Source organism: Pseudoalteromonas sp. S3178, assembly GCF_005886985.1.
Taxonomy (GTDB): domain Bacteria; phylum Pseudomonadota; class Gammaproteobacteria; order Enterobacterales; family Alteromonadaceae; genus Pseudoalteromonas; species Pseudoalteromonas carrageenovora.
The window spans coordinates 17676-41900 of sequence record NZ_PNCW01000056.1; the positions used below are offsets into that span (position 1 = coordinate 17676).

Sequence of the window (24225 nt, forward strand, 5' to 3'; positions counted from 1 at the left end):
CCTAAAATACAACGAAGAGATTTCAATGAGCCATTATACCAAGCTAATAACCTTACTATTAATTGGCTCACTTAGCCTCAATGCTTACCTGCTATGGCCAGAACAAGTAGCGGTTGTTGGCAAACAAAAAATCCAAAAAAACTCTGCAAAACCCATTAAAGCGCCTAATAATGAGCTGCTTACTAAGGCTAAACAACAATTTGAGCAACACCAATTTGACGAGGCGTTTAATACTTACCAGCAACTAAAGCAACGCTCTCCAGCCCTTGCTCGCACTCTTTACTCTTCGTGGGTTTTGCAATTAAAAACATGGCTAAATACGAACTTATTTCTTAGCGAACCATTGTTAAACACACTATTAGATCAAGACCCTTACAATACAGAGCTACTCACATTGCAGGTCGATTACTTAATAAATAGTGGGCAAATACAAAATGCAATTATTGCTTTATTTGAACTATACCCGTTGTTAAATGAGCAACAGCAAAGCACTGCAAATGTGCGGTTGGAAAATTTGACTAAAAACGAGCTTCATAGTTTAAGTGAGCAGCAAAATTGGCAAGCAATTATCGAACAAACCCAAATTTGGCTTGATTATCAAAACGACAATAGTCATTTTTTATACGCACTTGCTTATGCCTATTACCAGCAAAATGACTTTATAAGCGCATTAACCACTCTTGAGCGTATGCCTCGTAATAACCCTCTTAAAACAGACGTAAATACACTAAAAACACTAATTAATAAGGCTCAATTGCAAGATGACTTTATTACCCTTACCCCTTACGGCGCGCATTATTTAATTAATAGCGAGCTAAATAACTCACTGCAAAGCGAACTAATGATAGATACCGGTGCAAGCATTACTTCTCTTTCGAGTGATGTGCTTAGCCAACTCTCACCAAGACCACTTTATTTAGGCGATGTAACCGTAAACACTGCAAATGGACAAATTAAAGTTAAGCGCTATCAAATTGAGTCGTTTAAAGTGGGGATGCAAATTATTTACGGCTTTGAAGTGCTCAATATCGAAAATACCCGCGGCCAAGGTTTGTTAGGAATGAACTTTTTATCGCGATTTAAATTTAATATAAATCAGCAAACAGATGAGTTAGAGTTGAGTGCTAAATAAACAAAAATAATAAAAGGAAGTTTATGCGTACTCTACTATTTACACTACTTTGTTTTTGGCAATGTAGTGCTATGGCAGCAAATTATTTTGTAAAAGACAAAAGTTGTGAGGCTATTTCAGAGCAACTTACAATTAAGACTCAAATGTCATTATTTCAGTCAGATAGTGAAGTTAAAGCACAGCAAGACTTAAGAACCGAAGCTTTATTTGAGTACAAAAAAATTAAAAATTCATTAGCTGCTAACTCTCAAATCTACGTTAAAGAAAGGTTCGTAATGAATAGGGACGTTAACCAAGAATCGACCTCTTCTAACTCAATTAAAAAACGTTTATTTTATACCGCTCACTTCACACCTTCCAAACATTGCAATGAAAACCAAGCAATGTCTGAAGCTACTTTTATTGCAGGAGAACATACCTTCAGAATTTTGAAATCAAAAGAAAAAAAGATAACAATTCTTTCAAATAGTGATGACCGACCTGCATTCAAAAAATTTGATAGTAAGTTAATTACATCAAAGCACTTTTTTGACACCAAATTTGGGCAAAGCACACAAGAAGTAACTCAGCTGCTGGGGTTACACAGCCTTGAATTAAAAAATGAAAGCAAAAGAATACGTGTATATGGTAGGCACCATGCTTTTCACTTTGTTAATAATCAATTAGTAGGCTATCAGTTCCATTTAAACTTATTACCCATGCAAATTAATAATGTGCTCACGTTGGAAAATAAAGAGCTTAAAATCAAGCTTAGTAATGATGAGATTGTAGAAGCAGCCACTTCTATAACGCCTTTACAAATAACGGTATTAAAGAAAGAGTTTGCAGATGTTGAAACCGCATATTATAAGTCATCAGACACTGAAGTAGATCAAAGGCTAATAGGACTTTCTCAAGGGCAGCTAATAGGCAAAATCGCATTCAATAAGCACTGCATTAAAAGCTTTATCGCCAAAAACGATGGTAATATTGATAAAAATATAAACACATCATTAAAGCTAATCAGTTCATCTGAAGACAATATCAGTGTTACTCCATGCAGCGAGTTCTTATATAAAAAGGCTAACTTTATTGCCAAATTAAAACTTTTTGAACCTATCTCTACTAACAATATAAAACTCTCGGCATTAGCAAATTACTTTAAACAAGGACACAGTTGGGATTTTTCAGGTGTGAAATACAACGACCCTATTGCAAGCCTTGCTAAGTTAGGCAATTACGATGAGTTTTTTGATTCAGCAGAATTTACATCACAATACTGGGATGGTTATTTTTATATTTATAATGGAAAGCTTTTAAGTGCAGAGCTTACTAGCAACGATTACTAATCCCTTATATTTTTATATTAAAAGGATAAAAATGTTACTACTAGATTTTTTACAGCAACTCGCAGATAACCCAAAAAGTATTCAATTTACCGATACAATGGCGGTAATTGAAGCAAACTACGATTTTACTGCATGTGAATTTAATAACCACGGGTTACTTAGCTCAGCAAGTGAGAACAACGGTTCATGTAAAATTTTTGCGTTTGCTAAATTAAACGATTTAAGTAAACAAAATACATTGGACTGCTTTGGTAAATTTTACCGTGAAGACGTACTACAAAACCCTAAGGGCGATGATCACATGAACATTCGCACGTTTATGTTAGCGCCAGAGGCAACGCCATTTTTGGGCGTTACCTTTGAAGGCGAGCCGCTAAAAGCAAAGTAGTCAGCAAAAATTAAAGCGACTTTTCCATAAAGTAGCGCGTACCAGAGCGCGGATAATTATTAAGTTGATACTTAACACTATAACCGCGCTTTTCGTAAAATGGCTTAGCCTGAAAATCGAGTGTATCAAGCTGAGCGGTCGTTGCACCGAGTTCAATAGCTGATTGTTCAAGTGCCGTTAGTAACTTATCTGCAAGCCCTTGACCTCGCACTACATCGCTACACCAAAGCCAACTAATCATCAGCCAATTTCCAAACACACACCCACTAATACCTGCAACAAGCTCACCTTGCTCATCAACAAATTTATAGCCTAATGGCACTCTTTGCGCATCAAAGTGCTGCGCGTTAAAGTCAACTATTTTAGTGCGAAGCACTGAGTTTAACGCATCGGTATTATCTGCTTTTAATTGATACATGTACCGCCCTTAAAGAAGCAGATACTAGCAAACAAACTTAATTAAAAAAGGTTATTTTTACCATAAGGTACTTCTAGTAAATTACTGCTTGTTTTTTCGGGTTGGCCGCACATTTCATCGTAAGCGCTTGTTTGGCGCAGTACCATTTCGGCATAGGCTATTTTATCAAAACGCTTTTGAACATGCAGTGGGCTTAGTGATCTTAAAAATTCACCGCTGTCTTCTGTTACATAATATTCAACGTTATTGATCATCACTGATACTTGATAAAGCGCCATATCTAACGAGTGAACAATGACTTTTTGTAGCGGCTCATGCTTTTTTAACTGTGAAAATTTAATACCCATAATTTTTGCCTTAATTAAATTTAACAGTATCGATACGCAGCTTTGCTATAATCGCGATCAAATTTTTATTAGTCGCTGGCATCACACGTTATGAGCACAAAAATTCGACTCGCTAAATATATTGCCCATGCAGGTATTTGTTCTCGTAAACAGGCATCGCGCTTAATAGATGAAGGAGTAGTAACGGTAAATAATCGCCCTGCTAATCATATTGATCACGTTGACGAGCAAGACTTAGTAATAGTTAATGACCAAGCAGTTAAAGGCGCAGCCGAGCTAGTTTATTTTGCGTACCACAAACCTGTAGGTATTGACTGCAAATTAAATAAAGATGACCCTACGAGCCTTATTCACCACTTACCTACACTTACCCGTGTTTATCCTATTGGCCGATTAGATAAAGACTCTCGGGGCTTGCTTATTTTGACCAACGATGGTGATTTTTGTAATCAACTTATTCACCCTGATTTCCACCAGCCCAAACGTTATTTAGTGACGGTAAATAAACCTATTAATAATGAGTTTTGTGAAAAAATGGCCGCTGGGGTACCTGTAGATAAGCAAGTAACCTTACCGTGTGAAGTAACAAAAATAGCTGACAACCAGTTTAGTATTATTTTAAAGCAAGGGCTTAACAGACAAATACGTAAAATGGCGTATTACTGCGGCTTTAAAGTAATTGATTTATATCGGGCACAATTTAGCGAACTTGCTCTTTCAAAACTAAACCTCCCTGAAAACCACTACATACAAATTAGTAAAACTGATATTTCAAAAATCTAACCTTCGTTTAAATAGCGTACAAAAAAGTTAAAAAATAACCTTGCAAAAATAGATTACAGGTGTAGTCTTAAGTTGAAGATTACACTTGTAGGCAACAAAATGATTGAGTTATCAAAAGCAGAATTCGACGTGCTTGATGCACTTTGGATTAATTACCCGGCAACTGCCAGCCAAATTATTGAGCGTTTAAGCGATGACAAACAATGGCACGAAAAAACCATTAAAACCTTGCTGGGTCGATTAGTTAAAAAAGGCGCACTGACCTTTGAAAAGGACGGTCGCCAATATATTTATACTCCCTGTATGGAGCGCGCCGACTACACCCTAAAAGAAAGCCAAAACTTTATAGAACGCTTTTTTAGTGGCCGCATAGCGCCGCTAGTAAGCGGTTTTGCTAAATCGGAGCAGCTTTCTCAGCAAGATATAAACGAGCTTAAAAAAGTCATTGATGACTGGGAAAAAAACCAAAAGTAAGGGATTAACATGGTTATTCAAACTGGATTTAATTGGTTAATTGAGCAACAACTACTATTAAGTATTTTGTTTTGTGGATTTATTTTACTCGAGCGATTTGGTTTAAAAACCCTTGGCGCGCGGTTTGTATACAAGTTAGCGTGGTTATTGCCTGCGGCATTAGTTATCGCTAATTTACCCAATGCGATTAAACCACTGCAAAATAGCAATATTAGCCATTACTTAATTACCCCTAACCAGCCTTTTACACATGAAATGGGTATTAGCTGGGCACTCATGTATGTACTTATTACTGCGGGGTTATTAATAGCCAGTTTTATTACACATACTCGTTTTGTTAAAAGCCTGCAGCTAACTGAGCTAACACACTTTAACCATACACTTACTACAAGTGCTAAAACTTATATCAGCCAACATGTAGCCACACCAATGGTGGTGGGTATTTTAAACAGTAAGCTAGTGTTACCGAGCAACTATAAAACCCAGTTTGATAAAGCCACATTGGCGCTTATTTTAGAGCACGAAAACGTACACATTAAACGCAAAGACAACTTAACAAACGCATTCATGCTGCTACCCACTATTTTACTTTGGTTTAACCCACTTGCTTGGTTTTGTTACGCAAGCATGCGTCGACTACAAGAGCTGACTTGTGATGAACGGGTACTTGCCAATAAAACCACACACCAACACATTTTATACAGCAAAGCCTTAGTTAACTGCGCGGCAGCAACGCCCGTAGGCCTAATGGCTTATTCACATTACGGAGATAAAAAAACCATGTTACAACGACTTACCAATATAAAGCACAGTGGCAATCACTCTCGCTTTGCCAAAGGTGGTTTACTGCTTGTTGCAGCAAGTATGTTAAGTACTCTCGCTATTGCAAAGCAACCGCAAGTAGAAGGTGCTAAACAAGATCACATTTGGCCAACCATTCGAATTGAGCCACGCTATCCTGCTCAAGCAGCTAAGCAAGGCATTAGCGGCTCGGTTGTATTAAAATACGATATTGCCGCCAATGGCAGAACAAAAAACATTAGCGTAATTCAATCTAAGCCGTCAGACGTTTTTGATAAATCAGCTAAGGAAGCCTTGGCAAAGTGGGAGTATAAAATCTCTGAGGCAGGCTTTAATGATGTACTCGTACAGTTAGACTTTGCTATAAACAGCGAGGTTGCTAATACCGATCTAATCGAGCGAATTAAAGTATCGCATTAATACTATTTAGTTATGCAAGAGCACAAAGCAAGCGCCCTTTTAGGCCGCTTGCTTTGTGGTTTTAACAATAAAATTAAATACTCACTACAATCATGGCAATGGCAGTACCTAAACCAATAAACCACACTAACGAACGTATAATATCTAGGTTCAACCAATAAAAAATACAATACAAAGTGCGCGAAACTATATGAGTAACCACCAAGGTTTCGGTTACTGCATTAATCGAGTTAGTACCGAGCACCACTGCAATAGCAACGGCAAAAACAGTAAGCGATTCAAAACAATTTTGATGAGCAGCGAGCGCCCGAGCACCAAAGCCAGTTAGTTTTTCTTGTTGGGAACGTGGGTGTTTATTGTCGTACCGGCCAAGCTTTGCCATCGCAACAGCCACAGGTACTTTTGCAAAATAAGGCATTAATACAGCTAATATTGCACACACCACTAATGTAGTCATAATGTATTCTCTTATTTATAAATTTAGTTATTTGACCAATACATATAACACACATACACAAAAAAGCCGCCTATACGTTTTATGACATACGCAGGCGGCTAAACAATAACATCACTCTTACTATAGCTAAGTTTACCTATAAAGCAGTGCGGCATAATGTCGCAGGTGAGGAATATTCACTATCACCCTTAATACATCGCTTTAATGACTAAAGATTGTTAATTTATAGACCTTATTTTTTTACCGACGACCCCCATGATCTGGATTTTTTTCACTTTTTTAGCCGCCTTTATGCAAGCATGGCGAAATGCCCTGCAAAGTAAATTAAGCACACATGCAAGTGTAGCTGGCGTAACCCTTTCGCGTTTTATTTTAGCCGGCCCCATTGCTGCGGTGTATTTATATGGTTTGTATCAATATGAAGATACAGCCATGCCTACCTTTAATCATGCCTTTTGGGGTTTTATTATTGGCGCAAGCGTTATGCAAATACTTGCCACTGGCTTAATGGTAAAACTGTTTAAAATGAATAATTACGCCATAGGTGCAGGCCTTGCTAAAAGCGAAGCCTTAGTAGCCGCTATTTTAGGGGTATTGTTTTTTGGCTCTGCGCTTAGTCTTCTTGGTTGGCTGGGTGTATTTTTAGGCGCCATAGCAGTGCTATTACTTAGCGGTATAACCAGCGTAAAACACTTTGATGCCAAAACAGCGTTACTTGGCCTTGCCTGCGGCACAAGCTTTGCCCTTACATCGCTGTGGGTACGTGAAGCGAGCTTAAATTCAGGGTTGTTATTTCCGCACTCGGCTGCATGGGTTTTACTGTTTGTAATAAGCCTACAAACACTTATATTACTGGGTTATTTATTAGTTAAAGAGCCACACACGCTTGGCAAACTTTGGCAATATAAAGGCATTACAACAGCAATTAGTATATTTAGTTGTGTAGGCTCTATTGGCTGGTTTAGTGCAATGAGTTTACAACACGTAGCGTATGTTAAAACGCTTGGTCAGGTAGAGGTATTTTTTACCATGCTAATCGCCGTACTTTGGTTAAAACAGCCACTTAAAAAACAAGATACCGCGGGCTTAATTTTAATAGCCATTGCCGCTATTTTGGTGATGCTACCAAATTAAAAACATAAAAAAGCGCAGGATTTTAAACCTGCGCTACTGTAAAGCTGCTTATAACTTTTAAAGCAAGTGTTAAGCGCTCTTTTTAAGAGCTGATTTTTAGCGTTATCACACCGCAAATAATCATCAGTACACCAGCAATACGGCCAAACGTGGCTGCATCACCGTAAAATAATATACCCACTAAAAACGTCCCCGCAGCACCTATTCCTGTCCATACGGCATAAGACGTCCCCATTGATATTTGCTTTTGTGCAAGCCATAACATAAAGCCACTGGCCACCATAAATGCAATTGCCATTGCAATACCTTGCCAACGAGTATCCGGGTTTTGCGATACCTTTAAACCAATTGGCCAGCCTATTTCAAGCAGACCTGCAATGACTAAATAAACCCATGCCATTAAACATCTCTCTTTTTCAAAATTACGTCGTATAAGTCTTCACGGCGGTCTTTTAAATTGCGCACCGTACCTTCGCTATGAAGAATTTTTAGCTTATCCATATCAAGGTCGCTAAATAATAACATTTCGGTATTAGGTGTGGCTTCGTTGAGTGTTGCATCGTGCGGGAACGAAAAGTCAGATGGCGTTAACACAGCTGATTGCGAGTACTGTACGTCTAGGCTTTCAACCTCAGGTAAGTTACCCACTGAGCCTGCAATAACTACATAACATTCGTTTTCGATTGCGCGCGCTTGCGCACAATGGCGAACCCGTAAATAACTATTTTTAGTGTCGGTCCAAAACGGCACAAAGAGTATATCAAGCCCCTGCTTAGCTAGTATGCGCGAAAGCTCTGGGAACTCTACATCGTAACAAATTTGAATACCTACACGCCCAGCATCGGTATCAAACACGGCAATTTTATCGCCGCCTTGAATAACCCAATCATTTTGCTCATGCGGGGTTATGTGTATTTTGCGCTGCTCGTCTATTTTACCGCTACGGTGGCATAAGTAACTTACGTTATAAATTTTATCGTCTTCGGCAAGCGGCATAGAGCCAGTAATAATATTGGCGTTGTATTCTATTGCCATACGCGACATCGCGTTTTTAAACGTCTCTGTATATTCCGCTAAATAGCGGATTGCTTCGGTTTGATTATTTTGATCGCCTAAGCCCATAAGTGGCGCGTTAAAAAACTCAGGAAATAATATAAAATCGCTTTTGTAGTCAGATACCGTATCTACAAAGTATTCAACCTGCTTTAGCATTTCTTCAACCGACTCAACGCAGCGCATTTGCCATTGCACCGCGCCTACGCGCACGATTGATTTAGTAGATTCGAGCACGGTGTCGGTTGGCTCATACATTATGTTATTCCACTCAAGTAAGGTGGCGTAACCTACAGACTCTTGATCCTCCGGCAGATACTTTTTAAGTAACCGCTTTACCTGAAAGTCGTTAGAAAGCTGAAAGCTTAAAATTGGGTCGTAAAGCTCTTTTTGGTCAACCTTTTCAATGTATTCCATTGGTGTCATTTCACTGCTGTGATTGTAATAACGTGGAATACGGCCACCGGCTAAAATAGCGCGTAAGTTATATTGGCGGCACAATTCTTTACGGGCATCATAAAGGCGGCGCCCTAAACGCATGCCTCGGTGAGTTTCGCTAATAGCAACATCTAAGCCATATAAAGCATCGCCATCGGTATCGCTAAATACGCGATCATGGCCATCGGCTATGTCTTCATAGGTATGTGGGTTTGAAAAACGCGTGTAGTCTACTTGCACGCTCAGCGCTAAGCCCACCAGCACGCCATCATCCACTATGCCTATTTGCCCTTCAGGGAACTGATCTATCAATCTAAAAATAGTATGGCTTGGCCATGCGCCACCTAAATCGGGATAAGCCTGATCCATCAAGGTTTTAATTTGCGGATACTGCTCTTTTGTTAAGTTACAAATTTCTAGGTGGGTTTTTTCTGCCGACATACACAACTCCTTTGGGCATAATAAAATAAAAGCCGAATGTACGCTAAAGTACACTCAGCTTTGTATCATGTTTTTTACGTTACGCGTACTACTTTAAGCTACGATAAAAGAGTGTAGTCACTTTCTCTTTTGGTAACCAGCCTGCGTATTCAAGGCCAAGTTCTACCAATGGATCGGCTTTAATTACTTGCTCTAGGCTTGCGTTATTTTGCATTGCATTTAGCATTAAATCTTTAGCTTTTTGAACAAGTTTAGCATACGTTACTAGCCCTGAACGGTCACTTACCGGCCCATGTCCGGGTATCACTATGGTGCGCTCGTTTATTTGCTTAATAACGTCATTTACGGCCGCTAGTATTCCATCAACACTGCCGCCGCTATCTACATCAACAAACGGCAAGCTGCCAAAGTTAAAGTAAATATCGCCCATGTGTACTATGTTATCGTTATTAAAAAATATAACCGAGTCACCATCGGTATGTGCATGCGCATAATGCACTACATGCGCGTGTTCGTTATTAAAATGCAGCTTTAAATCGTGACCAAAACTAATACGTGGCAGGTAATCTGAGTTTGCACCGTGTTTTTCTTCTAATCGCTTATGCACGTTGTCGTGCGCAATGACATGCGCACCGGCCTTAGCAAAGTTTTCGTTACCACCGGTGTGATCGCCATGATGATGCGTATTAATTACAAATTCCGCGCTACCGGGTTTTAAATCGCTAATGGTTTTTTTAATATCATCTGAGAGCTTGGCAAATTGGTCGTCAATAATATAAATACCATCGTCCCCAACACTTGCTGCAATGTTGCCGCCTTGTCCAAATAATACGTATACGTGGTCACTTAACTTTTCAGCGGTTACTGGGTGCTCATCTGCATGCGCTGTACTACTGAGTAATAAGCCTGTGATTAATGCGGGTAGTATTTTTTTCATTATTTTTTACCTGTTATATGAATTAATAAATATAGAACGTATTTAGCTATATTTTAGTTCATTGAGCGGGCTCTATTATTATTTGATGTATAAGCGTTTGTGGCAATAAAGGCGTGTGTTTACCCTCTACATAATCACTAAAGCCTGCACGGTAGAACTCAGATAGCGGATGCCCCGATTGCCCACCAGGCACTGTCATAATGGCATTTTCTAAATGCCCAGGCTGGGCAATAAAGCGCTGCGACGCACCAAAGCTTTTACCTTGCACTGCGGGCATGTAGCTATCGCCAAATCCAGGCGCAATTGGCATATTTAAAAATTTAGCCAGTATTGGCATTTGTTTAGCAAACGGGTGCTCAATGTTAAGCGCATTTACTTTGCCCCACTGCCAATTTTGTAAGTTATCTCCATACTCTGCCTTAAGCGCTGTCACTGTTTGGTTAAATGCACCTGATAACTGCTCATCCCAATTTTTATACTCAGGGTTTACCCACGAATCGGGTCGTGTATTGAGAAGCTGCCATATTGCCGGCTCTAGATCGCGTTTTACGTATTTAAGTGTACCGATTTGCTCATTGAGCTTATTCTCCATGCTTGCAAAAACAGTATTTATTAATGCACTTCTATAGCGCTTAACTAACGTATAACCTACAGAGCTTGCACATGCGCACTGCTGCCAGTTTTCAAGCTCGCTAATGTATTGCTTGTTTTTGCTTTTATCTTTTTTAAGCTGATTAAGCAGTAATGTATGCCAAGGCATTAAAAAACGGGCTTGGTTATCAAGCTGTAGCGCGTAAAAGTCGCTCTCGGCAAAGGTTTGTTTTTCAAATAATCTATCGCGTATTTGGCTTGAACGTGCCCCTAGTGCATAACCACCGTTACCAAAGCGGCTGTTATCTATGGCCGATACAACACGTGAGTTACCTGTCCATAATCGCCCACTTTGCGGGTTTTTAACAAACGGGCGCTCATTTTCATTTTGCTCAAAAAGTGCAGAATATTGTTTTGTTTTTACACTTAACTCGCTTGGCATTTTACGCGCTGGTATGCCGCCCATATGCTTCCACGCTGCATTGCCTTTACTATCAACCACCATTAGGTTTTGCACCGGAATACCCACATTGCTCGCTATTGCTAATGCATCATCAACCGTACTTGCTTGTTCAAGTTTTACTAATTCCATATTAACCGCGTAAGGCTTATGTGCAGCCCAGCTAAGTGCGTAGGGTTTTTTATTAATGTATTTTACGGGGCCATATTCGCTTAACGTTAATGGGTAGTTTTCAACTTCATTATTTGGCAGCGCTATTGGCTCATTTACTTGCCATGTTTTACTGTCATCATTTAGCGCTATCCAATCAGCGGTATCTATGTAGCCATTAGTAAAGCCCCACGCAATTTTATTATTACTACCCACCACAATAGCGGGTGCGCCAGGTAGCGATACGCCTGTTATTTGAAATTGCTTAGTATTTTGCGTGTAATTAAGCTGCGCTCTGTACCAAATAACCGGCACCGCCATCGATAAATGCATATCGTCAGAGAGCATTGCTGCACCCGTTTGAGTATGCGCACCGGTTACGGCCCAGTTATTACTGCCGCGCTCTTGGTTTGCTTGAATATTTTTAACCGTGCGCTGTGCTTGCACTGGAAGTGTAGGTATATCGTCTGTAAAAGGCGTAAGTTTACTGCCATCAAGCGCCGCTTGGTATTGGCTTGGTTGCGTTAAAAACTCAACCATTTTTTGCCCGTAAGCTTGCTCAATTTGAATTAGTGCTTGGTCACGCTCAAACGTTGCACTTTGTAAATCAAGATACATGCTAAATATCACTAATAAGCTGTCTTCACTTTGCCAAGGCTTTTGCGCCCCGCCTGTTAGTAGGTATTCAAAGCTTGCATACCCTACCTGTGCCAGCCCTTCGTTAACGCCTTGTGCGTAGCTTTTTAATAACTGCTTATCGGCTTTTGGGAGGGTTTGTAAAATAGCGCGGCTGCGTTTGCGTAATTGATGAAAGCGCATTTTTTTATCAAGCCCAAGGGCCGCTTTGCCAAAGAACTCACTTAGCTCACCTGCGGCGTTGCGCCTTAATAAATCCATTTGAAAAAATCGATCTTGTCCGTGCGCATAACCTAATCCATAAGCGGCATCGTTTCTATTATTGGCATTAATAACAGCCTGCCCTAGTAAGTCGCGCGATATTTTAACGTTATTACTTACGTGACTACTTTGACCTTTGCCATCAAGTGCAGGCAGGCTCAAAGTCAGCACACCATATACTACCGCTGTGCCTGCAAGCGCTAAAATCACAATTAATAACAATAACCGTTTGATTACTTTAAACATCAACCTTCCCTATAAAAATTTATACTACGCAGAATGAGCATATAATAACCACAGTTTTATTAAATAATAATGTTCTTGCTCACAAAGGGTGAAATAAACATCAAAATCCACGATAATGTCGCTTCCACATCATGTGCAGAACTAGTTGAGATTAATATGACTGAAAAAACATTTATCAAAGGTAAAGACCGCGACCTAGAATCGTCAATCTCTACCATGCAAAACAAGCTTAAAGCCCTTAACATTAACGTTGAGGAAGCGCTTTGGCTTAATCCTGTAGCTAACTGTTATTCGGTTCATATTAAAGACAGCGACTGCGGTGTTATGTTTACCAATGGTAAAGGCGCAACCGATAAAGCATCTATTGCCTCTGCGCTAGGTGAATACTTTGAGCGTTTGAGCTGTAACTACTTTTTTGCTGACTTTTACTTAGGTGAAGAATTTGCCAACGGCGAGTTTACTCATTACCCAAGCGAAAAATGGTTTAAAGTTGAAGGTGAAGAAGTGCCTGAGGGCATAATGGACGAAAGCCTGTGGGATTACTTTGACCCAGAGCGCGAACTTAACGCATCACACCTTTTTGATTTTAACTCGGGTAATAACGAGCGCGGCATTTGTACATTGCCATACACGCGCCAACGCGATAACCAAGACGTGTACATTCCAGTAAACGTGATTGGTAATATTTTTGTATCTAACGGTATGAGCGCAGGTAACACCAAGTTTGAAGCGCGTGTACAAGGTTTATCAGAAGTATTTGAACGCGCTATAAAAAACCGCATCATCGCAGAAGGTATTTGTTTACCAATCGTGCCTGAAGACGTTGTTAAACAGTACCCACAAATTCACGAAGCATGTGAAGAACTACGCAGCCATGGTTTTCATTTACGTATTGCCGATGCATCACTAGGCGGTAAATACCCAGTAATGAGCGTAACGCTGATTAACCCAACAGATGGCTCTGTATTTGCCTCGTTTGGTGCTCACCCTTCATTTGAAGTAGCCCTTGAGCGTACTGTTACTGAGTTACTACAAGGTCGTCGCCTTGATCAGCTTGATGTGTTCCAACCAGCCACGTTCGATAACGACGAAGTAGCAACGCCTGAAAACATTGAACTACACTTCATTGATTCTAGCGGTTTGATTTCGCATGATTTCTTCCGTGCCGAAGCAGATTTTGACTTTGTACACTGGGACTTTAGCGGTACAACAGAGCAAGAATACAACTTCTGTACAGATTTAATTCATAGCATGAACCACGACATTTATATTATGGATTACACGCACCTAAACGTGTATGCATGTCGAATTTTAGTACCGGGCATGTCAGACATTTACCCAGTAGATGAGCTTATTTGGCGTAACAACAACGAAGGCGCTAAATTCCGTGAAGCATTCCTATCGCTTGATCAGTACGATGCCGAGCAATGGATGGATATTTACGACAGCCTAGAAGAAGCCGGCCACAGCGATATTATTCGCGCTGCTGAATTTATTGGCCTTGCAACCGATGCCGATACACCTTGGCACACACTGCGTATTGGTGAGCTTAAAGCGCACCTGTGTTTAGCCGCAGGCAGCGAAGAAGCAATCGATTGGGTTGATTGGATACTGCATACAGGCCAAGTAAACGAAGAGGCAATGCGCCATTTCCGCTGCTTAAAAGCCATTCTTGAAATTAAATACGATGACGAGCGTGAATACGCCGACTACCAAGATGCACTTGGTTTAATGTTTGGTAGCGACAACGTAACGCTTGCAATTGAAATTGCAGAAGGCCGTAAATTATTTAATGGTTTAACCTTCCCTGGTTTATCGCTTAACGGCTTTAAAAAGCACGCAGCTTTACTTGATGGCTACCGTAAGTTACATGTAGCTAAGCAAAACCACTGGGCCCGTGAAGTTGCCGATAGTTAATACTAATAGTTGAGCTAATATAGCTAAACTACTAATTATAAAAATAAAATGGCGCTAATTTATTAGCGCCATTTTTATTTGTGCAATTAATTGGCTATAGTTAATATGCCTAAAATAACAGCACGATGTAATAAATGTCGCCACCAAAAAATAATAAAAACAAAGTTCATAACTTTAAGCTGACCTTTTGCTTATCTCTAACTCTTCTTATATTGGTGAGCATTGTGCTCGATCGCATTAATTACAACCGTGTAAAAGATGCACACAGATTACAAATTCTCTCAGAAGTGAGCACCTACCGAGCGCAGCTTGAATCTATTTTAGTTTCTAATATTCAGCTAGTGCGTGGTTTAGGTGTTGCCGTTGCTGCAGAGCCTGATTTACAACAAGCTCAATTTGAACAAATTGCTGGGCCACTATTTAAAACCTCTAATGAACTTCGTAATATCGGTGGCGCTCCCGATATGATCATTCAAATGACCTACCCCTTAAAAGGCAATGAAAAAGCACTCGGCTTAAATTTTTTAGAAGCAAAAAACCAACGCGCTGATGCAATTAGAGCACGTGATACCAATACAATTGTCATGGCGGGTCCACTTAAATTAATACAAGGCGACATTGCACTTATCGCACGTGTACCTGTGTATATACCGCCGGAAAACCGCTTTTGGGGATTACTTTCTGTTGTTTTAGATATTAACAAAGTGTATAAAAATTCAGGCATTTTAGAGCTAGAAAGCGAATACAATGTAGCATTACAAGGTCGCCATGGGCTTGGTAAAAAAGGGGAGTTTTTTTATGGAGATCAAAACATAACAGAACAAAACCCTCTGGAGTTTACATTAAGTTTCCAAGGTGGAAATTGGCAGCTTTATGTCGCGCCTAAAATAGGTTGGAACCCTCCAAACTCGGCAATATGGCCACTGCGCTCTGCTATTATCATAATTTGTGGGTTATTGATTTGGGCTTTTTTCTTCTTTTTAAAAATGCTTAATCGCCAACAGCAAAACGAAAAAATGCTTGAAGCCATGAGCGATTTAGCGCAAATAGGCGCATGGTCGTTTAATTTAGATACTAAGCAAGTTTACTGGTCAGATATGACCAAAAAAATATTTAAGTACCCGCTTGATACTCAACCTGAATGGCCAAACGACTTAGGTTATTTTAAGCCGGGTGAAAGCCGTGAGAAAATAGCTAAATTAATTGAGCGTGCCATAAAACTTGGTGAAAGCTACGAAGTTGAACTTGAAGTTATAAACGCTGAAGGTAAAACAATATGGGTGCTTGCACACGGTGAAGTTGAGCGTAGAAATGGTCGTAGCATTCGTATTTTTGGCTCAATTCAAAATATAGATACCCGTAAAAAAATCGAACTAGAAAATAACCAAATTGCATTACATAACGAAATTTTAGCCTCACTCACTGTAAATAAACTCATATTAAGCGGGCAATTAAGCCAAGCAAAAGACGTAATTACGCAGGCAATTTGCCAGGCATTTGATGTAAAACGTGCCAGTATTTGGTTTTTTAATGACGATAAAAGCCAATTAAATCCTTTTGCGATACACAGCACTCTATCCTCTAGTGATAATAGCGACCCTATTTGGCTAAGAAAAAACACTAAAGACTTTTTTAACGCTATAGATCATCAAGCTGTATTTAGTGCACCCGATGCACTTAACCACCCTATTTTAAAACCCTTAAAAGCCCACTATTTAGACCCTTTACACATTCAGTCTATGTTATGTGTAGTTATTCCTGGAGGCTCGGGGGCACTTGGTGTTGTATGCGCCGAGCAATGCCAAAGCACTAAACTATGGTCTCGTAATGAGGAGAGTTTTTTAATAGCTGTTGCGGCACTTATTGGTAGCCTACATTCAAGCCAAAAACGTATTGAGACAGAAGAGCAACTCGTTACAGCTAAGGATGCTGCAGTACAGGCAGTAGAGGCTAAAAGTGAATTTTTAGCGAGTATGAGTCACGAAATTCGTACTCCCATGAATGGGGTACTGGGTATGCTTAATATTATAAAGCAAACCCAACTTAACCAGCAGCAAGAGCATCATATAGAGCTGGCTCAGTCATCGGCTCAATCACTTTTAAATATAATTAATGATATTTTAGACTTTTCTAAAATAGAAGCCGGTAAGCTCAATATCGAAAACGTGCAATTTAACCTCCCCAGACTACTAGGCGAAGTTGTTGAATCGTTTGCATTAAAGGTAGAACAAAATAAAACCAAGCTTATTTTAGACGCAACACAAATTACGGTAAGTGAAATAATTAGTGACCCTAATAGGTTACGCCAAATATTAAATAACCTACTCGGTAATGCTGTTAAGTTTACTTTAAATGGCGAAATTATTGTGACGGCCCGCGTTGAAGAAACAACAGATGGTTCGTTTTTGCAGTGTTCTGTAATTGATACCGGTATTGGTATAAAGCCTGAAAAGCAAAACTCTTTATTCGATTCATTTACTCAAGCCGATGCTTCAACCACTCGCCAATTCGGCGGCACAGGGCTTGGGCTTGCTATTGTTAAGCAACTTTGTGAACTCATGAATGGTGAAGTAAGCGTAACAAGTATGGTTGATGAGGGCAGTACATTTTCGTTCAGCATACAAATACAGCCTCGCTTGAGTAAAGAGCAAGACTTACCAAGTCACTTAATTAAAAATAAGCATATTTTAATTATTGATGAGTGCACTTTAAATGCTAACACAGCGCATAAACAACTTAATGTTTGGGGCGCCAAAGTAAAATGTATTAACGATTACAGCCAAGTAACAGAGCACTTAAATAACTCAGAAGTTAAGCTCAGTGCTATTTTAGTTGATTACTACTTTTTTGAAAAAGCACGCCAAGCACATATTACAACCTTAAAAAACTTTATAAATTTGCATGGCTGTAAATTAGTAATTATGGCTCCGATGAGCTACTCCCAAGAAAGCTCAAAGTTAGGTATGAAAGTTGATTGCATGATTTTCAAACCCCTTACTCCTTCAGATTTATTTGACTCACTCACTAACGATAAATTTATAGAGCAACAACAACGCCAAGCTCAGCTGCAAAACAAGCTAACTAAAGCACCAATAACCGATTCTACTGAGCCCCAATTACTATTAGTAGAAGACAATAAAATTAACCAAGTAGTTGCTTCTGCCCTGTTAAAACAAGCTGGTGTTAGTTTTGATATTGCAGAAAATGGGCTTGATGCAATAGTAAAACTTAATGCAAAACAAGGTAAGCCATACAAGCTTATTTTAATGGACTGCCAAATGCCCGAAATGGACGGCTACCAAGCCACTAAAGCAATTCGTGAAGGTGATGCCGGTAAGTGTAATCAAAATATTACTATTATTGCGTTAACTGCAAACGCCATGCAGGGCGATAAAGAAAAATGCTTAGCTGCTGGCATGAACGATTATTTAAGCAAGCCGCTTGATTTAGCCGCATTACAACCAAAACTTGAACAATGGCTTGGCACTCAATAAAGGTGTAAGCTAGTAAAATAAGCTTACTAATTTGAGATTATTTATGCAGTTATCAGCAAATCAACAACGTATTCTTGGTTGCTTATTAGAAAAACAAAGCACAACGCCAGAACATTATCCGCTGTCTTTGAATGGGCTCACCAATGCGTGTAATCAAAAATCAAACCGTGATCCAGTTCTATCCCTCACAGAAACTGACGTACAAAATGCACTCGACGAGTTAATTGAAATGCGTTTAGTCACGCTTGATGAAGGGCTATCTGGGCGAGTAAACAAGTACGATCATCGCTTTTGTAATACCGAGTTTAGTAACTTACAATTTACCGAGCAACAACGTGCCATAGTGTGTTTATTACTACTTAGAGGCGCACAAACTCCAGGCGAGTTAAGAACGCGTAGTGCACGCTTGGCTGAATTTAATAACGTAAGTGAAGTTGAAAACGCGCTTAGCTTATTAGCTCAAAATGATTACGTTTGTAAATTAGAGCGAGAAGCCGGGAAACGCGAAAGTCGCTATGTTCACTTGTTTGGCGATACAAACGAAGTACAGCCTGAGCAAAAACCGAGCGCTATTACAGATGTAAGAAACCATGAAATTAATGAGTTACTTGCAGAAATAGACGAACTAAAAGAAGAGCTTCGTATGATAAAAGCACATTTAGGGCTTTAATTACGCCCAGCTAAATCACATAATATAATTAAGCTTAAAAACAAAATTATTTACCAACGAGGAGCTGGCCATGCGCGCCGAAATTGTGGCTGAAATGAAAGTTCAGCCAAGTATTGATGTAAACGCTGAAATAACCCGTCGAGTTAACTTTATTAAAGCACGTTTAGTGGCAGCCCATAGTGTATCGCTAGTGCTGGGTATTAGCGGTGGTGTTGACTCATCAACCTGCGGTCGCTTGTGCCAATTAGCGGTAGATGAATTAAATGCCGAGCAAAGTACCGACAAATATCAATTTATAGCAGTACGCTTGCCATACGGTATACAAGCCGACGAAGATGAAGCGCAAATGGCCGTTGATTTTATTAAGCCAAGTAAACGCATGACGGTGAATGTACAACCAGCAGCAGATGCGCTTCATGATCAAGCAATGGCAGCTATTGTAGGCAGTGGTGCGGTACTTCCTGAGCAAGCAAAAGTTGACTTTATTAAAGGTAATGTAAAAGCGCGCCAACGTATGGTTGCTCAATATGAAATTGCCGGTTTTTGCCAAGGCTTAGTAGTGGGTACCGATCATAGTGCTGAAAACATCACTGGCTTTTACACCAAATTTGGTGATGGCGCTTGCGATTTAGCGCCATTATTTGGTTTATCAAAACGCCAAGTACGCGCTCTTGCAACGGCATTAGGCGCTCCTGATTTACTTGTTACTAAAGCACCTACTGCGGATTTAGAAAGCGATAGACCGGGCCTTACCGATGAAGAAGCATTAGGACTGAGCTATGAGCAAATAGATGACTTTTTAGAAGCTAAAGAGGTTTCAAAAGAGGTTGAGCAAAAGCTTATAGATATATACTTGCGCACACAACATAAGCGCCAAGCAATTCCGACTATTTACGACGATTTATAAGCTATAGCTAATAGCAACTAATGCCAATAGGCGTTAGTTGCTTTTTGATCTAGCCACAACTGTATTGCGTATAAATCGCCTAATAAACGCATTCAATATTATTAACTGCCCGCCATAGAGAATACTGCATTATATGACATCGCCTATTTTAATTACCGGCGCAGGCCAACGCATTGGCCTAGCACTTGCCAAGCATTATTTAGCCCAAGGGCAAAGCGTTATTATTACTTATCGCACTCGTCATCAGGCTGTTGATTTACTAGAGCAACAAGGTGCTGTGTGTATTTTTGCTGACTTTAGTAACGATACTGGCATTAGCACATTTATAAATACACTTAACACGCACACCAGTAGCTTGCGCGCTATTATTCATAATGCGTCTAGCTGGGACTGTGAAGCTAATAACCCAGACTTTGCCGCGCTGTTTGATAGCATGATGCGTATTCATGCAAAAACACCTTATTTAATTAATTTATTGTGCGCTGATTTATTACTTAATTATCAAGCAAGCCATAATGTACCAGCAGATATTATTCATCTCACTGATTATGTTGTAGAAACTGGCAGCCCTAAACATTTAGCTTACGCAGCAAGTAAAGCTGCTCTAGATAATCTCACAAAGTCATTTAGTGCTAAATATGCGCCTAATATAAAAGTAAATTCAGTAGCGCCATCATTAATCATTTTTAATGAACATGACGATGAAGCTTATCGTGCCAAAACACTTAAAAAATCATTAATGGGTATTGAGCCCGGTTGCCAAGAGATTATTAACAGTATTGATTTATTACTGCAAAGCCACTACATCACAGGCCGCGCTTTGCCCGTAGATGGCGGACGCCATTTAAAGTAGAACACACTAGACTGAGAAATTTATGCATGACGAATTAAAACAAAGTTATCAAAATATTATTACCGCTGTAGGCGAAGATGCTAATCGTGAAGGTTTATTAGACACGCCAAAACGCGCAGCAAAAGCGATGGAATACTTAACTAAAGGCTATCGTCAAACGCTTGATGAAATCACTAACAATGCGGTATTTACCTCTGACGCTGATGACATGGTACTGGTGCAAGATATAGAGCTTTACTCTATGTGTGAGCATCATTTATTGCCATTTATTGGTCGCTGCCATATTGCTTATATTCCAGATGGCAAAGTACTTGGTTTATCTAAGTTTGCGCGTATTGTTGATATGTTTGCTCGTCGCTTTCAAATTCAAGAGCAGCTTACTCATCAAATTGCCAAGGCAGTTGAAGAAGTTACTGGTGCTAAAGGCGTGGGGGTTATTGTTGAAGCTAAACACATGTGTATGATGATGCGCGGTGTAGAAAAGCAAAATTCAAGCATGCGTACCTCTGTAATGCTAGGTAACTTTAGAAGCGACTCTAAAACACGCAACGAGTTTTTACAGCTTATTAAGGGCTAATTATGGCTAACGCAATTATTAACGTAACTAACTTACGCTTGCGTACATTTATTGGCTTTAACCCTGATGAACGTGAAAAAAAGCAAGATGTAGTGATCAACTTAGAGATTCATTATCCTGCTGACGATGCGTGTAAAACGGATGAGGTAGAGCAAGCACTTAACTATAAAGTGATCACCAAAGAGGTGATTAACTTAGTAGAGCAAGGGCACTTTTTACTACTAGAAAAACTCGTTGCGGAAATACTTGCTGTTTGTCACAAACACCCAAGCGTGCATTACGCCAAAGCACGCGTGGATAAGCCACATGCGCTGCGTTTTGCCGATTCGGTATCACTCACGCTTGATTGGGTTAAATAGCTTAAGTTATTTTATCAATACCTATGGCAAGGGCAATAACCGCTAAATAGCGTGCGCCTTTGCCAAGTGTTACTAGTAATAAAAACACACTAAAACGTACTTTAAATATGCCTCCAATCACGGTGAGCGGGTCCCCCACAATGGGTAGCCATGCAAACAACAAACTATACACACCGTATTTATTAAACTGATCTTGCGCCTTTTCAAGCCCCTTGGCCGATACCGGAAACCACTTTTTATTTTTAAAGCGTAATACTTGCGTACCCAACCAATAATTCACACAACTGCCCAATACATTACCAAGCGTAGCTGCACACCATAAAAGCCAAATGTTTGCTTTTGCTTGGGTAATCATCGTTATTAAAACGACTTCTGAGGAGCTTGGTAATAAAGTGGCCGATATAAACGCACTAATAAACAAAGTTAAATAAAGCATAATGCCCTTAGGCTAAACGTAAAAACCCAGCTTATAGCTGGGTTCGCAGGATAATAGCTAACGCTTTATTTTATCAAGTTTAAGCTAAACGGATAGTTAAACTCCCGACCTTCGTTGGCTTTAATACTTGCTAAAACAACCATTATAAAAGAAAAGATAGCCACTAAAGGTAGTAAAACTAAGCCTATTACGGCAAAGACTAGTAAAAAACATACAAAGTAAGCTATAGCCATAGTGATTTGAAAATTAAGCGATTTTTTACCATGTATGTCTACTATTGGCATTTCATCTTTTTTAATTAGCCATATTACTAATGGCCCAAGTATAGAGCCAAACGGGATCACAAACCCCGCTACGGCGCTTAAATGACAGAGCATAGCCCATGTCCTATCATCTTTATTGATTGGTTCAACCTGTTGATTTTCTTGCATTACGCTCTCCTTTTTATTTTATCTATACTGCCTTTTTATTCGCTATGTGTCTACAAATTAGCCTATATAAGGCTAAATATCACAACGCAAAGCGCTGTGATAAAAAAGTGATAACTTCGTGAGAGTTTCTTGAGGTGGTTATTTAATACTTAACCTGAATCATCACTTACAGGAAATAACAATGAAAGCTTCAGCATTTACAATTGCAACTCTTCTAGCAGTAGCTAGCCAATCAACTATGGCAGCAGAGCTAGACGTTAAAATTACAAACCTTACAAAAGGCCTTTACTTTACGCCGGTACTAATTACAGCGCACGACAGCGAAGACAAATTATTCGAAGTAGCGACCGAAGCATCTTCTGCATTGCAAGCAATGGCTGAAGGCGGCGATATTTCAGCACTTGTTACTCAGGCATCAGCATCAAGTAGCGATATTGCAGAAAACCCAGCAGCTGGCTTATTAGCCCCTGCAGCGTCAGCAACAGCAGAATTAACAACGACCGATGGCAACGAATACCTATCTGTAACCGCTATGCTACTTCCAACGAACGATGGCTTTGTAGGTCTTGATAGCTGGAAAGTTCCTACTGAAGCAGGTACTTATACTGTTTACCTAAATGGCTATGATGCAGGTACAGAAGCAAATAACGAGCTTGTTGTAGAAGGCTCTGGCGCACCGGGTGTTTTAGGTATTCCAGCAGCACCAGGTGCTGATGCAGGTACTGCGGGTACAGGTGTAACAATGGGCGATACAAATATGATGGTGCACATTCACCCTGGTAGTTTAGGCGATGACGACCTAGAAGGTGGTAATAGTGATTTAAGTAACACTGTACACAGATGGTTAAACCCAGTTGCAAAATTAACTGTGACGGTTAAATAGGAGAGTTAATTATGTCATCTCTTTCTAATTTCAAAAAAAGTGCGCTTGTTTTAATGTTAGCCGGCTCATTAGCTGCGTGTGGCGATAACGATAATAACGACCCTATTGAAGATCAAGAACCTGTCGTTGTTGTTGAGCCAGAACCAGTAGTTTATGAGTTTACTATTACCTTTAGTAACCTAACAGCCGGCCAGCCTCTATCGCCATTATCTGTTATTGCGTTTGATGATACCGCGCCATGGCAATTTGGTGAGTCGGCTTCTGTCGGTTTAGAAATGATTGCAGAAAGCGGCGCTAATGAAGAGTACCTTAGCGACGAAAATGCACTTGCTGCAGTATCAGCTGAAGGCGGCATTGGTCCTGGAGAAACAACCTCTGTAACTATCTCTGTAAATGCACAAGATGTTCTTAATTTATCTTTTGCTGCAATGCTTGGGAATACAAATGACGCTTTTACCGGTCTTAGTTCTGTAGATGTATCAGCATTGGAAGTAGGCAGTTCAATATCAAGAACAACCGCTGCTTACGATGCAGGTACGGAAGCAAATACAGAAACGGCTGACACTGTGCCTGGTCCCGCCGCTGGCGGCGAAGGATTTAACGAAATACGCGACGATATTGCCGATATGATTACAATGCATCCAGGTATTGTGTCTAATCAAGATGGCTTATCAACCTCAGCACTTGGTGCTGAACTGAAGTTTGATAACCCAGTATCAAAAATCGTGATCACTCGTACACAGTAAAACAGCTTGTAATGGGGAAGTGAGGCGACACGGACGTCCCTTTTTTACGAGGTTAAC

25 protein-coding genes are annotated in these 24225 nt (G+C 40.0%); 16 read left to right on the forward strand and 9 right to left on the reverse strand.

The window, feature by feature from the left end:
* Positions 1-25: 25 nt before the first annotated feature.
* The 3 genes from CWC11_RS15275 to CWC11_RS15285 are packed head-to-tail and all read left to right on the forward strand — an operon-like array spanning position 26 to position 2848.
* Positions 26-1132 carry a retroviral-like aspartic protease family protein gene (locus CWC11_RS15275; protein ID WP_138683393.1) on the forward strand — a complete coding sequence of 369 codons (1107 nt, stop codon included), beginning with the start codon at positions 26-28 and terminating at the stop codon, positions 1130-1132.
* Between the two features lie 23 nt (positions 1133-1155).
* Positions 1156-2460: a hypothetical protein gene (locus CWC11_RS15280; RefSeq protein WP_138683394.1), complete on the forward strand. Its 1305-nt coding sequence runs from the start codon at positions 1156-1158 to the stop codon at positions 2458-2460.
* A 31-nt stretch (positions 2461-2491) separates the two neighbouring features.
* The gene (locus CWC11_RS15285) at positions 2492-2848 is read left to right on the forward strand and encodes a HopJ type III effector protein (RefSeq protein WP_138683395.1); all 357 of its coding nucleotides are present in this window, start codon (positions 2492-2494) and stop codon (positions 2846-2848) included.
* 10 nt (positions 2849-2858) lie between these two features.
* Here CWC11_RS15285 and CWC11_RS15290 read toward each other — a convergent pair whose 3' ends face one another.
* Positions 2859-3266: a GNAT family N-acetyltransferase gene (locus tag CWC11_RS15290; protein ID WP_138683396.1), complete on the reverse strand. Its 408-nt coding sequence runs from the start codon at positions 3264-3266 to the stop codon at positions 2859-2861.
* Positions 3267-3307: 41 nt separating this feature from the next.
* The gene (locus CWC11_RS15295; protein WP_138683397.1) at positions 3308-3613 is read right to left on the reverse strand and encodes a DUF6482 family protein; all 306 of its coding nucleotides are present in this window, start codon (positions 3611-3613) and stop codon (positions 3308-3310) included.
* Between the two features lie 90 nt (positions 3614-3703).
* Here CWC11_RS15295 and CWC11_RS15300 point away from each other — a divergent pair, with 90 nt between their 5' ends.
* The 3 genes from CWC11_RS15300 to CWC11_RS15310 all read left to right on the forward strand — a co-directional run bounded on the left by CWC11_RS15300 (position 3704) and on the right by CWC11_RS15310 (position 6091).
* The gene (locus CWC11_RS15300; RefSeq protein WP_138683398.1) at positions 3704-4396 is read left to right on the forward strand and encodes a pseudouridine synthase; all 693 of its coding nucleotides are present in this window, start codon (positions 3704-3706) and stop codon (positions 4394-4396) included.
* 99 nt (positions 4397-4495) lie between these two features.
* Positions 4496-4870: a BlaI/MecI/CopY family transcriptional regulator gene (locus CWC11_RS15305; RefSeq protein WP_138683399.1), complete on the forward strand. Its 375-nt coding sequence runs from the start codon at positions 4496-4498 to the stop codon at positions 4868-4870.
* A gap of 9 nt (positions 4871-4879) precedes the next feature.
* Positions 4880-6091, forward strand: a complete 1212-nt coding sequence (locus tag CWC11_RS15310) for a M56 family metallopeptidase (protein ID WP_138683400.1) — start codon at positions 4880-4882, stop codon at positions 6089-6091.
* A gap of 73 nt (positions 6092-6164) precedes the next feature.
* Here CWC11_RS15310 and CWC11_RS15315 read toward each other — a convergent pair whose 3' ends face one another.
* The gene (locus CWC11_RS15315) at positions 6165-6548 is read right to left on the reverse strand and encodes an MAPEG family protein (protein WP_138683401.1); all 384 of its coding nucleotides are present in this window, start codon (positions 6546-6548) and stop codon (positions 6165-6167) included.
* 255 nt (positions 6549-6803) lie between these two features.
* Between CWC11_RS15315 and CWC11_RS15320 the strand changes: the two genes are divergently transcribed.
* Positions 6804-7682 carry an EamA family transporter gene (locus CWC11_RS15320; RefSeq protein WP_171038435.1) on the forward strand — a complete coding sequence of 293 codons (879 nt, stop codon included), beginning with the start codon at positions 6804-6806 and terminating at the stop codon, positions 7680-7682.
* A gap of 82 nt (positions 7683-7764) precedes the next feature.
* On the opposite strand, the gene CWC11_RS15325 is transcribed toward CWC11_RS15320, so the two are convergent.
* The 4 genes from CWC11_RS15325 to CWC11_RS15340 form a co-directional block, all read right to left on the reverse strand.
* Positions 7765-8082: a DMT family transporter gene (locus CWC11_RS15325; protein WP_055015872.1), complete on the reverse strand. Its 318-nt coding sequence runs from the start codon at positions 8080-8082 to the stop codon at positions 7765-7767.
* On the reverse strand, positions 8082-9614 hold the full coding sequence (locus CWC11_RS15330; RefSeq protein WP_138683402.1) for a bifunctional GNAT family N-acetyltransferase/carbon-nitrogen hydrolase family protein: 1533 nt from the start codon (positions 9612-9614) through the stop codon (positions 8082-8084). The genes CWC11_RS15325 and CWC11_RS15330 overlap by 1 nt, the downstream gene beginning before the upstream one ends.
* Positions 9615-9702: 88 nt before the next feature.
* Positions 9703-10551 carry an MBL fold metallo-hydrolase gene (locus CWC11_RS15335; protein WP_138683403.1) on the reverse strand — a complete coding sequence of 283 codons (849 nt, stop codon included), beginning with the start codon at positions 10549-10551 and terminating at the stop codon, positions 9703-9705.
* A 58-nt stretch (positions 10552-10609) separates the two neighbouring features.
* Entirely contained in the window at positions 10610-12895 is a 2286-nt protein-coding gene (locus tag CWC11_RS15340; protein WP_138683404.1) for a penicillin acylase family protein, read from the reverse strand.
* A gap of 156 nt (positions 12896-13051) precedes the next feature.
* Between CWC11_RS15340 and ycaO the strand changes: the two genes are divergently transcribed.
* From ycaO to folX, 7 genes are all read left to right on the forward strand, one after another.
* Complete coding sequence (gene ycaO, locus CWC11_RS15345; protein WP_138683405.1) at positions 13052-14812, forward strand: 30S ribosomal protein S12 methylthiotransferase accessory factor YcaO; 1761 nt, start codon at positions 13052-13054, stop codon at positions 14810-14812.
* 134 nt (positions 14813-14946) lie between these two features.
* Positions 14947-18306 carry an ATP-binding protein gene (locus tag CWC11_RS15350; RefSeq protein ID WP_138683406.1) on the forward strand — a complete coding sequence of 1120 codons (3360 nt, stop codon included), beginning with the start codon at positions 14947-14949 and terminating at the stop codon, positions 18304-18306.
* A gap of 43 nt (positions 18307-18349) precedes the next feature.
* Entirely contained in the window at positions 18350-18976 is a 627-nt protein-coding gene (locus CWC11_RS15355; protein ID WP_138683407.1) for a YceH family protein, read from the forward strand.
* A gap of 70 nt (positions 18977-19046) precedes the next feature.
* Positions 19047-19883, forward strand: a complete 837-nt coding sequence (gene nadE, locus CWC11_RS15360; protein WP_138683408.1) for an NAD(+) synthase — start codon at positions 19047-19049, stop codon at positions 19881-19883.
* A gap of 133 nt (positions 19884-20016) precedes the next feature.
* A complete protein-coding gene (gene folM / locus CWC11_RS15365) occupies positions 20017-20736 on the forward strand; it encodes a dihydromonapterin reductase (RefSeq protein WP_138683409.1) in 720 nt (239 codons plus the stop codon).
* A gap of 22 nt (positions 20737-20758) precedes the next feature.
* Positions 20759-21313, forward strand: coding sequence for a GTP cyclohydrolase I FolE (gene folE, locus CWC11_RS15370; RefSeq protein ID WP_055015863.1), 555 nt, complete (start codon positions 20759-20761; stop codon positions 21311-21313).
* 2 nt (positions 21314-21315) lie between these two features.
* The gene (gene folX / locus CWC11_RS15375) at positions 21316-21672 is read left to right on the forward strand and encodes a dihydroneopterin triphosphate 2'-epimerase (protein ID WP_058547727.1); all 357 of its coding nucleotides are present in this window, start codon (positions 21316-21318) and stop codon (positions 21670-21672) included.
* A gap of 1 nt (position 21673) precedes the next feature.
* Here the strand turns inward: folX and CWC11_RS15380 are convergent, their stop codons facing one another.
* Together CWC11_RS15380 and CWC11_RS15385 are read right to left on the reverse strand one after the other, a co-directional pair.
* Entirely contained in the window at positions 21674-22108 is a 435-nt protein-coding gene (locus tag CWC11_RS15380; protein ID WP_138683410.1) for a YqaA family protein, read from the reverse strand.
* Between the two features lie 65 nt (positions 22109-22173).
* Entirely contained in the window at positions 22174-22539 is a 366-nt protein-coding gene (locus CWC11_RS15385; RefSeq protein WP_138683411.1) for a DUF4870 domain-containing protein, read from the reverse strand.
* Between the two features lie 181 nt (positions 22540-22720).
* On the opposite strand from CWC11_RS15385, the gene CWC11_RS15390 reads away from it, so the two are divergent.
* Entirely contained in the window at positions 22721-23422 is a 702-nt protein-coding gene (locus CWC11_RS15390) for a spondin domain-containing protein (RefSeq protein ID WP_138683412.1), read from the forward strand.
* 11 nt (positions 23423-23433) lie between these two features.
* Entirely contained in the window at positions 23434-24168 is a 735-nt protein-coding gene (locus CWC11_RS15395) for a spondin domain-containing protein (RefSeq protein WP_138683413.1), read from the forward strand.
* Positions 24169-24225 lie beyond the last annotated feature (57 nt).

Excerpts from the sequence above, each read along its gene's own strand:
- CWC11_RS15275 (WP_138683393.1), top strand. The coding sequence starts at position 26 with ATGAGCCATTATACCAAGCTAATAACCTTACTATTAATTGGCTCACTT.
- CWC11_RS15280 (WP_138683394.1), top strand. The coding sequence starts at position 1,156 with ATGCGTACTCTACTATTTACACTACTTTGTTTTTGGCAATGTAGTGCT.
- CWC11_RS15285 (WP_138683395.1), top strand. The coding sequence starts at position 2,492 with ATGTTACTACTAGATTTTTTACAGCAACTCGCAGATAACCCAAAAAGT.
- CWC11_RS15290 (WP_138683396.1), bottom strand. The coding sequence starts at position 3,266 with ATGTATCAATTAAAAGCAGATAATACCGATGCGTTAAACTCAGTGCTT.
- CWC11_RS15295 (WP_138683397.1), bottom strand. The coding sequence starts at position 3,613 with ATGGGTATTAAATTTTCACAGTTAAAAAAGCATGAGCCGCTACAAAAA.
- CWC11_RS15300 (WP_138683398.1), top strand. The coding sequence starts at position 3,704 with ATGAGCACAAAAATTCGACTCGCTAAATATATTGCCCATGCAGGTATT.
- CWC11_RS15305 (WP_138683399.1), top strand. The coding sequence starts at position 4,496 with ATGATTGAGTTATCAAAAGCAGAATTCGACGTGCTTGATGCACTTTGG.
- CWC11_RS15310 (WP_138683400.1), top strand. The coding sequence starts at position 4,880 with ATGGTTATTCAAACTGGATTTAATTGGTTAATTGAGCAACAACTACTA.
- CWC11_RS15315 (WP_138683401.1), bottom strand. The coding sequence starts at position 6,548 with ATGACTACATTAGTGGTGTGTGCAATATTAGCTGTATTAATGCCTTAT.
- CWC11_RS15320 (WP_171038435.1), top strand. The coding sequence starts at position 6,804 with ATGATCTGGATTTTTTTCACTTTTTTAGCCGCCTTTATGCAAGCATGG.
- CWC11_RS15325 (WP_055015872.1), bottom strand. The coding sequence starts at position 8,082 with ATGGCATGGGTTTATTTAGTCATTGCAGGTCTGCTTGAAATAGGCTGG.
- CWC11_RS15330 (WP_138683402.1), bottom strand. The coding sequence starts at position 9,614 with ATGTCGGCAGAAAAAACCCACCTAGAAATTTGTAACTTAACAAAAGAG.
- CWC11_RS15335 (WP_138683403.1), bottom strand. The coding sequence starts at position 10,551 with ATGAAAAAAATACTACCCGCATTAATCACAGGCTTATTACTCAGTAGT.
- CWC11_RS15340 (WP_138683404.1), bottom strand. The coding sequence starts at position 12,895 with ATGTTTAAAGTAATCAAACGGTTATTGTTATTAATTGTGATTTTAGCG.
- ycaO (WP_138683405.1), top strand. The coding sequence starts at position 13,052 with ATGACTGAAAAAACATTTATCAAAGGTAAAGACCGCGACCTAGAATCG.
- CWC11_RS15350 (WP_138683406.1), top strand. The coding sequence starts at position 14,947 with ATGTCGCCACCAAAAAATAATAAAAACAAAGTTCATAACTTTAAGCTG.
- CWC11_RS15355 (WP_138683407.1), top strand. The coding sequence starts at position 18,350 with ATGCAGTTATCAGCAAATCAACAACGTATTCTTGGTTGCTTATTAGAA.
- nadE (WP_138683408.1), top strand. The coding sequence starts at position 19,047 with ATGCGCGCCGAAATTGTGGCTGAAATGAAAGTTCAGCCAAGTATTGAT.
- folM (WP_138683409.1), top strand. The coding sequence starts at position 20,017 with ATGACATCGCCTATTTTAATTACCGGCGCAGGCCAACGCATTGGCCTA.
- folE (WP_055015863.1), top strand. The coding sequence starts at position 20,759 with ATGCATGACGAATTAAAACAAAGTTATCAAAATATTATTACCGCTGTA.
- folX (WP_058547727.1), top strand. The coding sequence starts at position 21,316 with ATGGCTAACGCAATTATTAACGTAACTAACTTACGCTTGCGTACATTT.
- CWC11_RS15380 (WP_138683410.1), bottom strand. The coding sequence starts at position 22,108 with ATGCTTTATTTAACTTTGTTTATTAGTGCGTTTATATCGGCCACTTTA.
- CWC11_RS15385 (WP_138683411.1), bottom strand. The coding sequence starts at position 22,539 with ATGCAAGAAAATCAACAGGTTGAACCAATCAATAAAGATGATAGGACA.
- CWC11_RS15390 (WP_138683412.1), top strand. The coding sequence starts at position 22,721 with ATGAAAGCTTCAGCATTTACAATTGCAACTCTTCTAGCAGTAGCTAGC.
- CWC11_RS15395 (WP_138683413.1), top strand. The coding sequence starts at position 23,434 with ATGTCATCTCTTTCTAATTTCAAAAAAAGTGCGCTTGTTTTAATGTTA.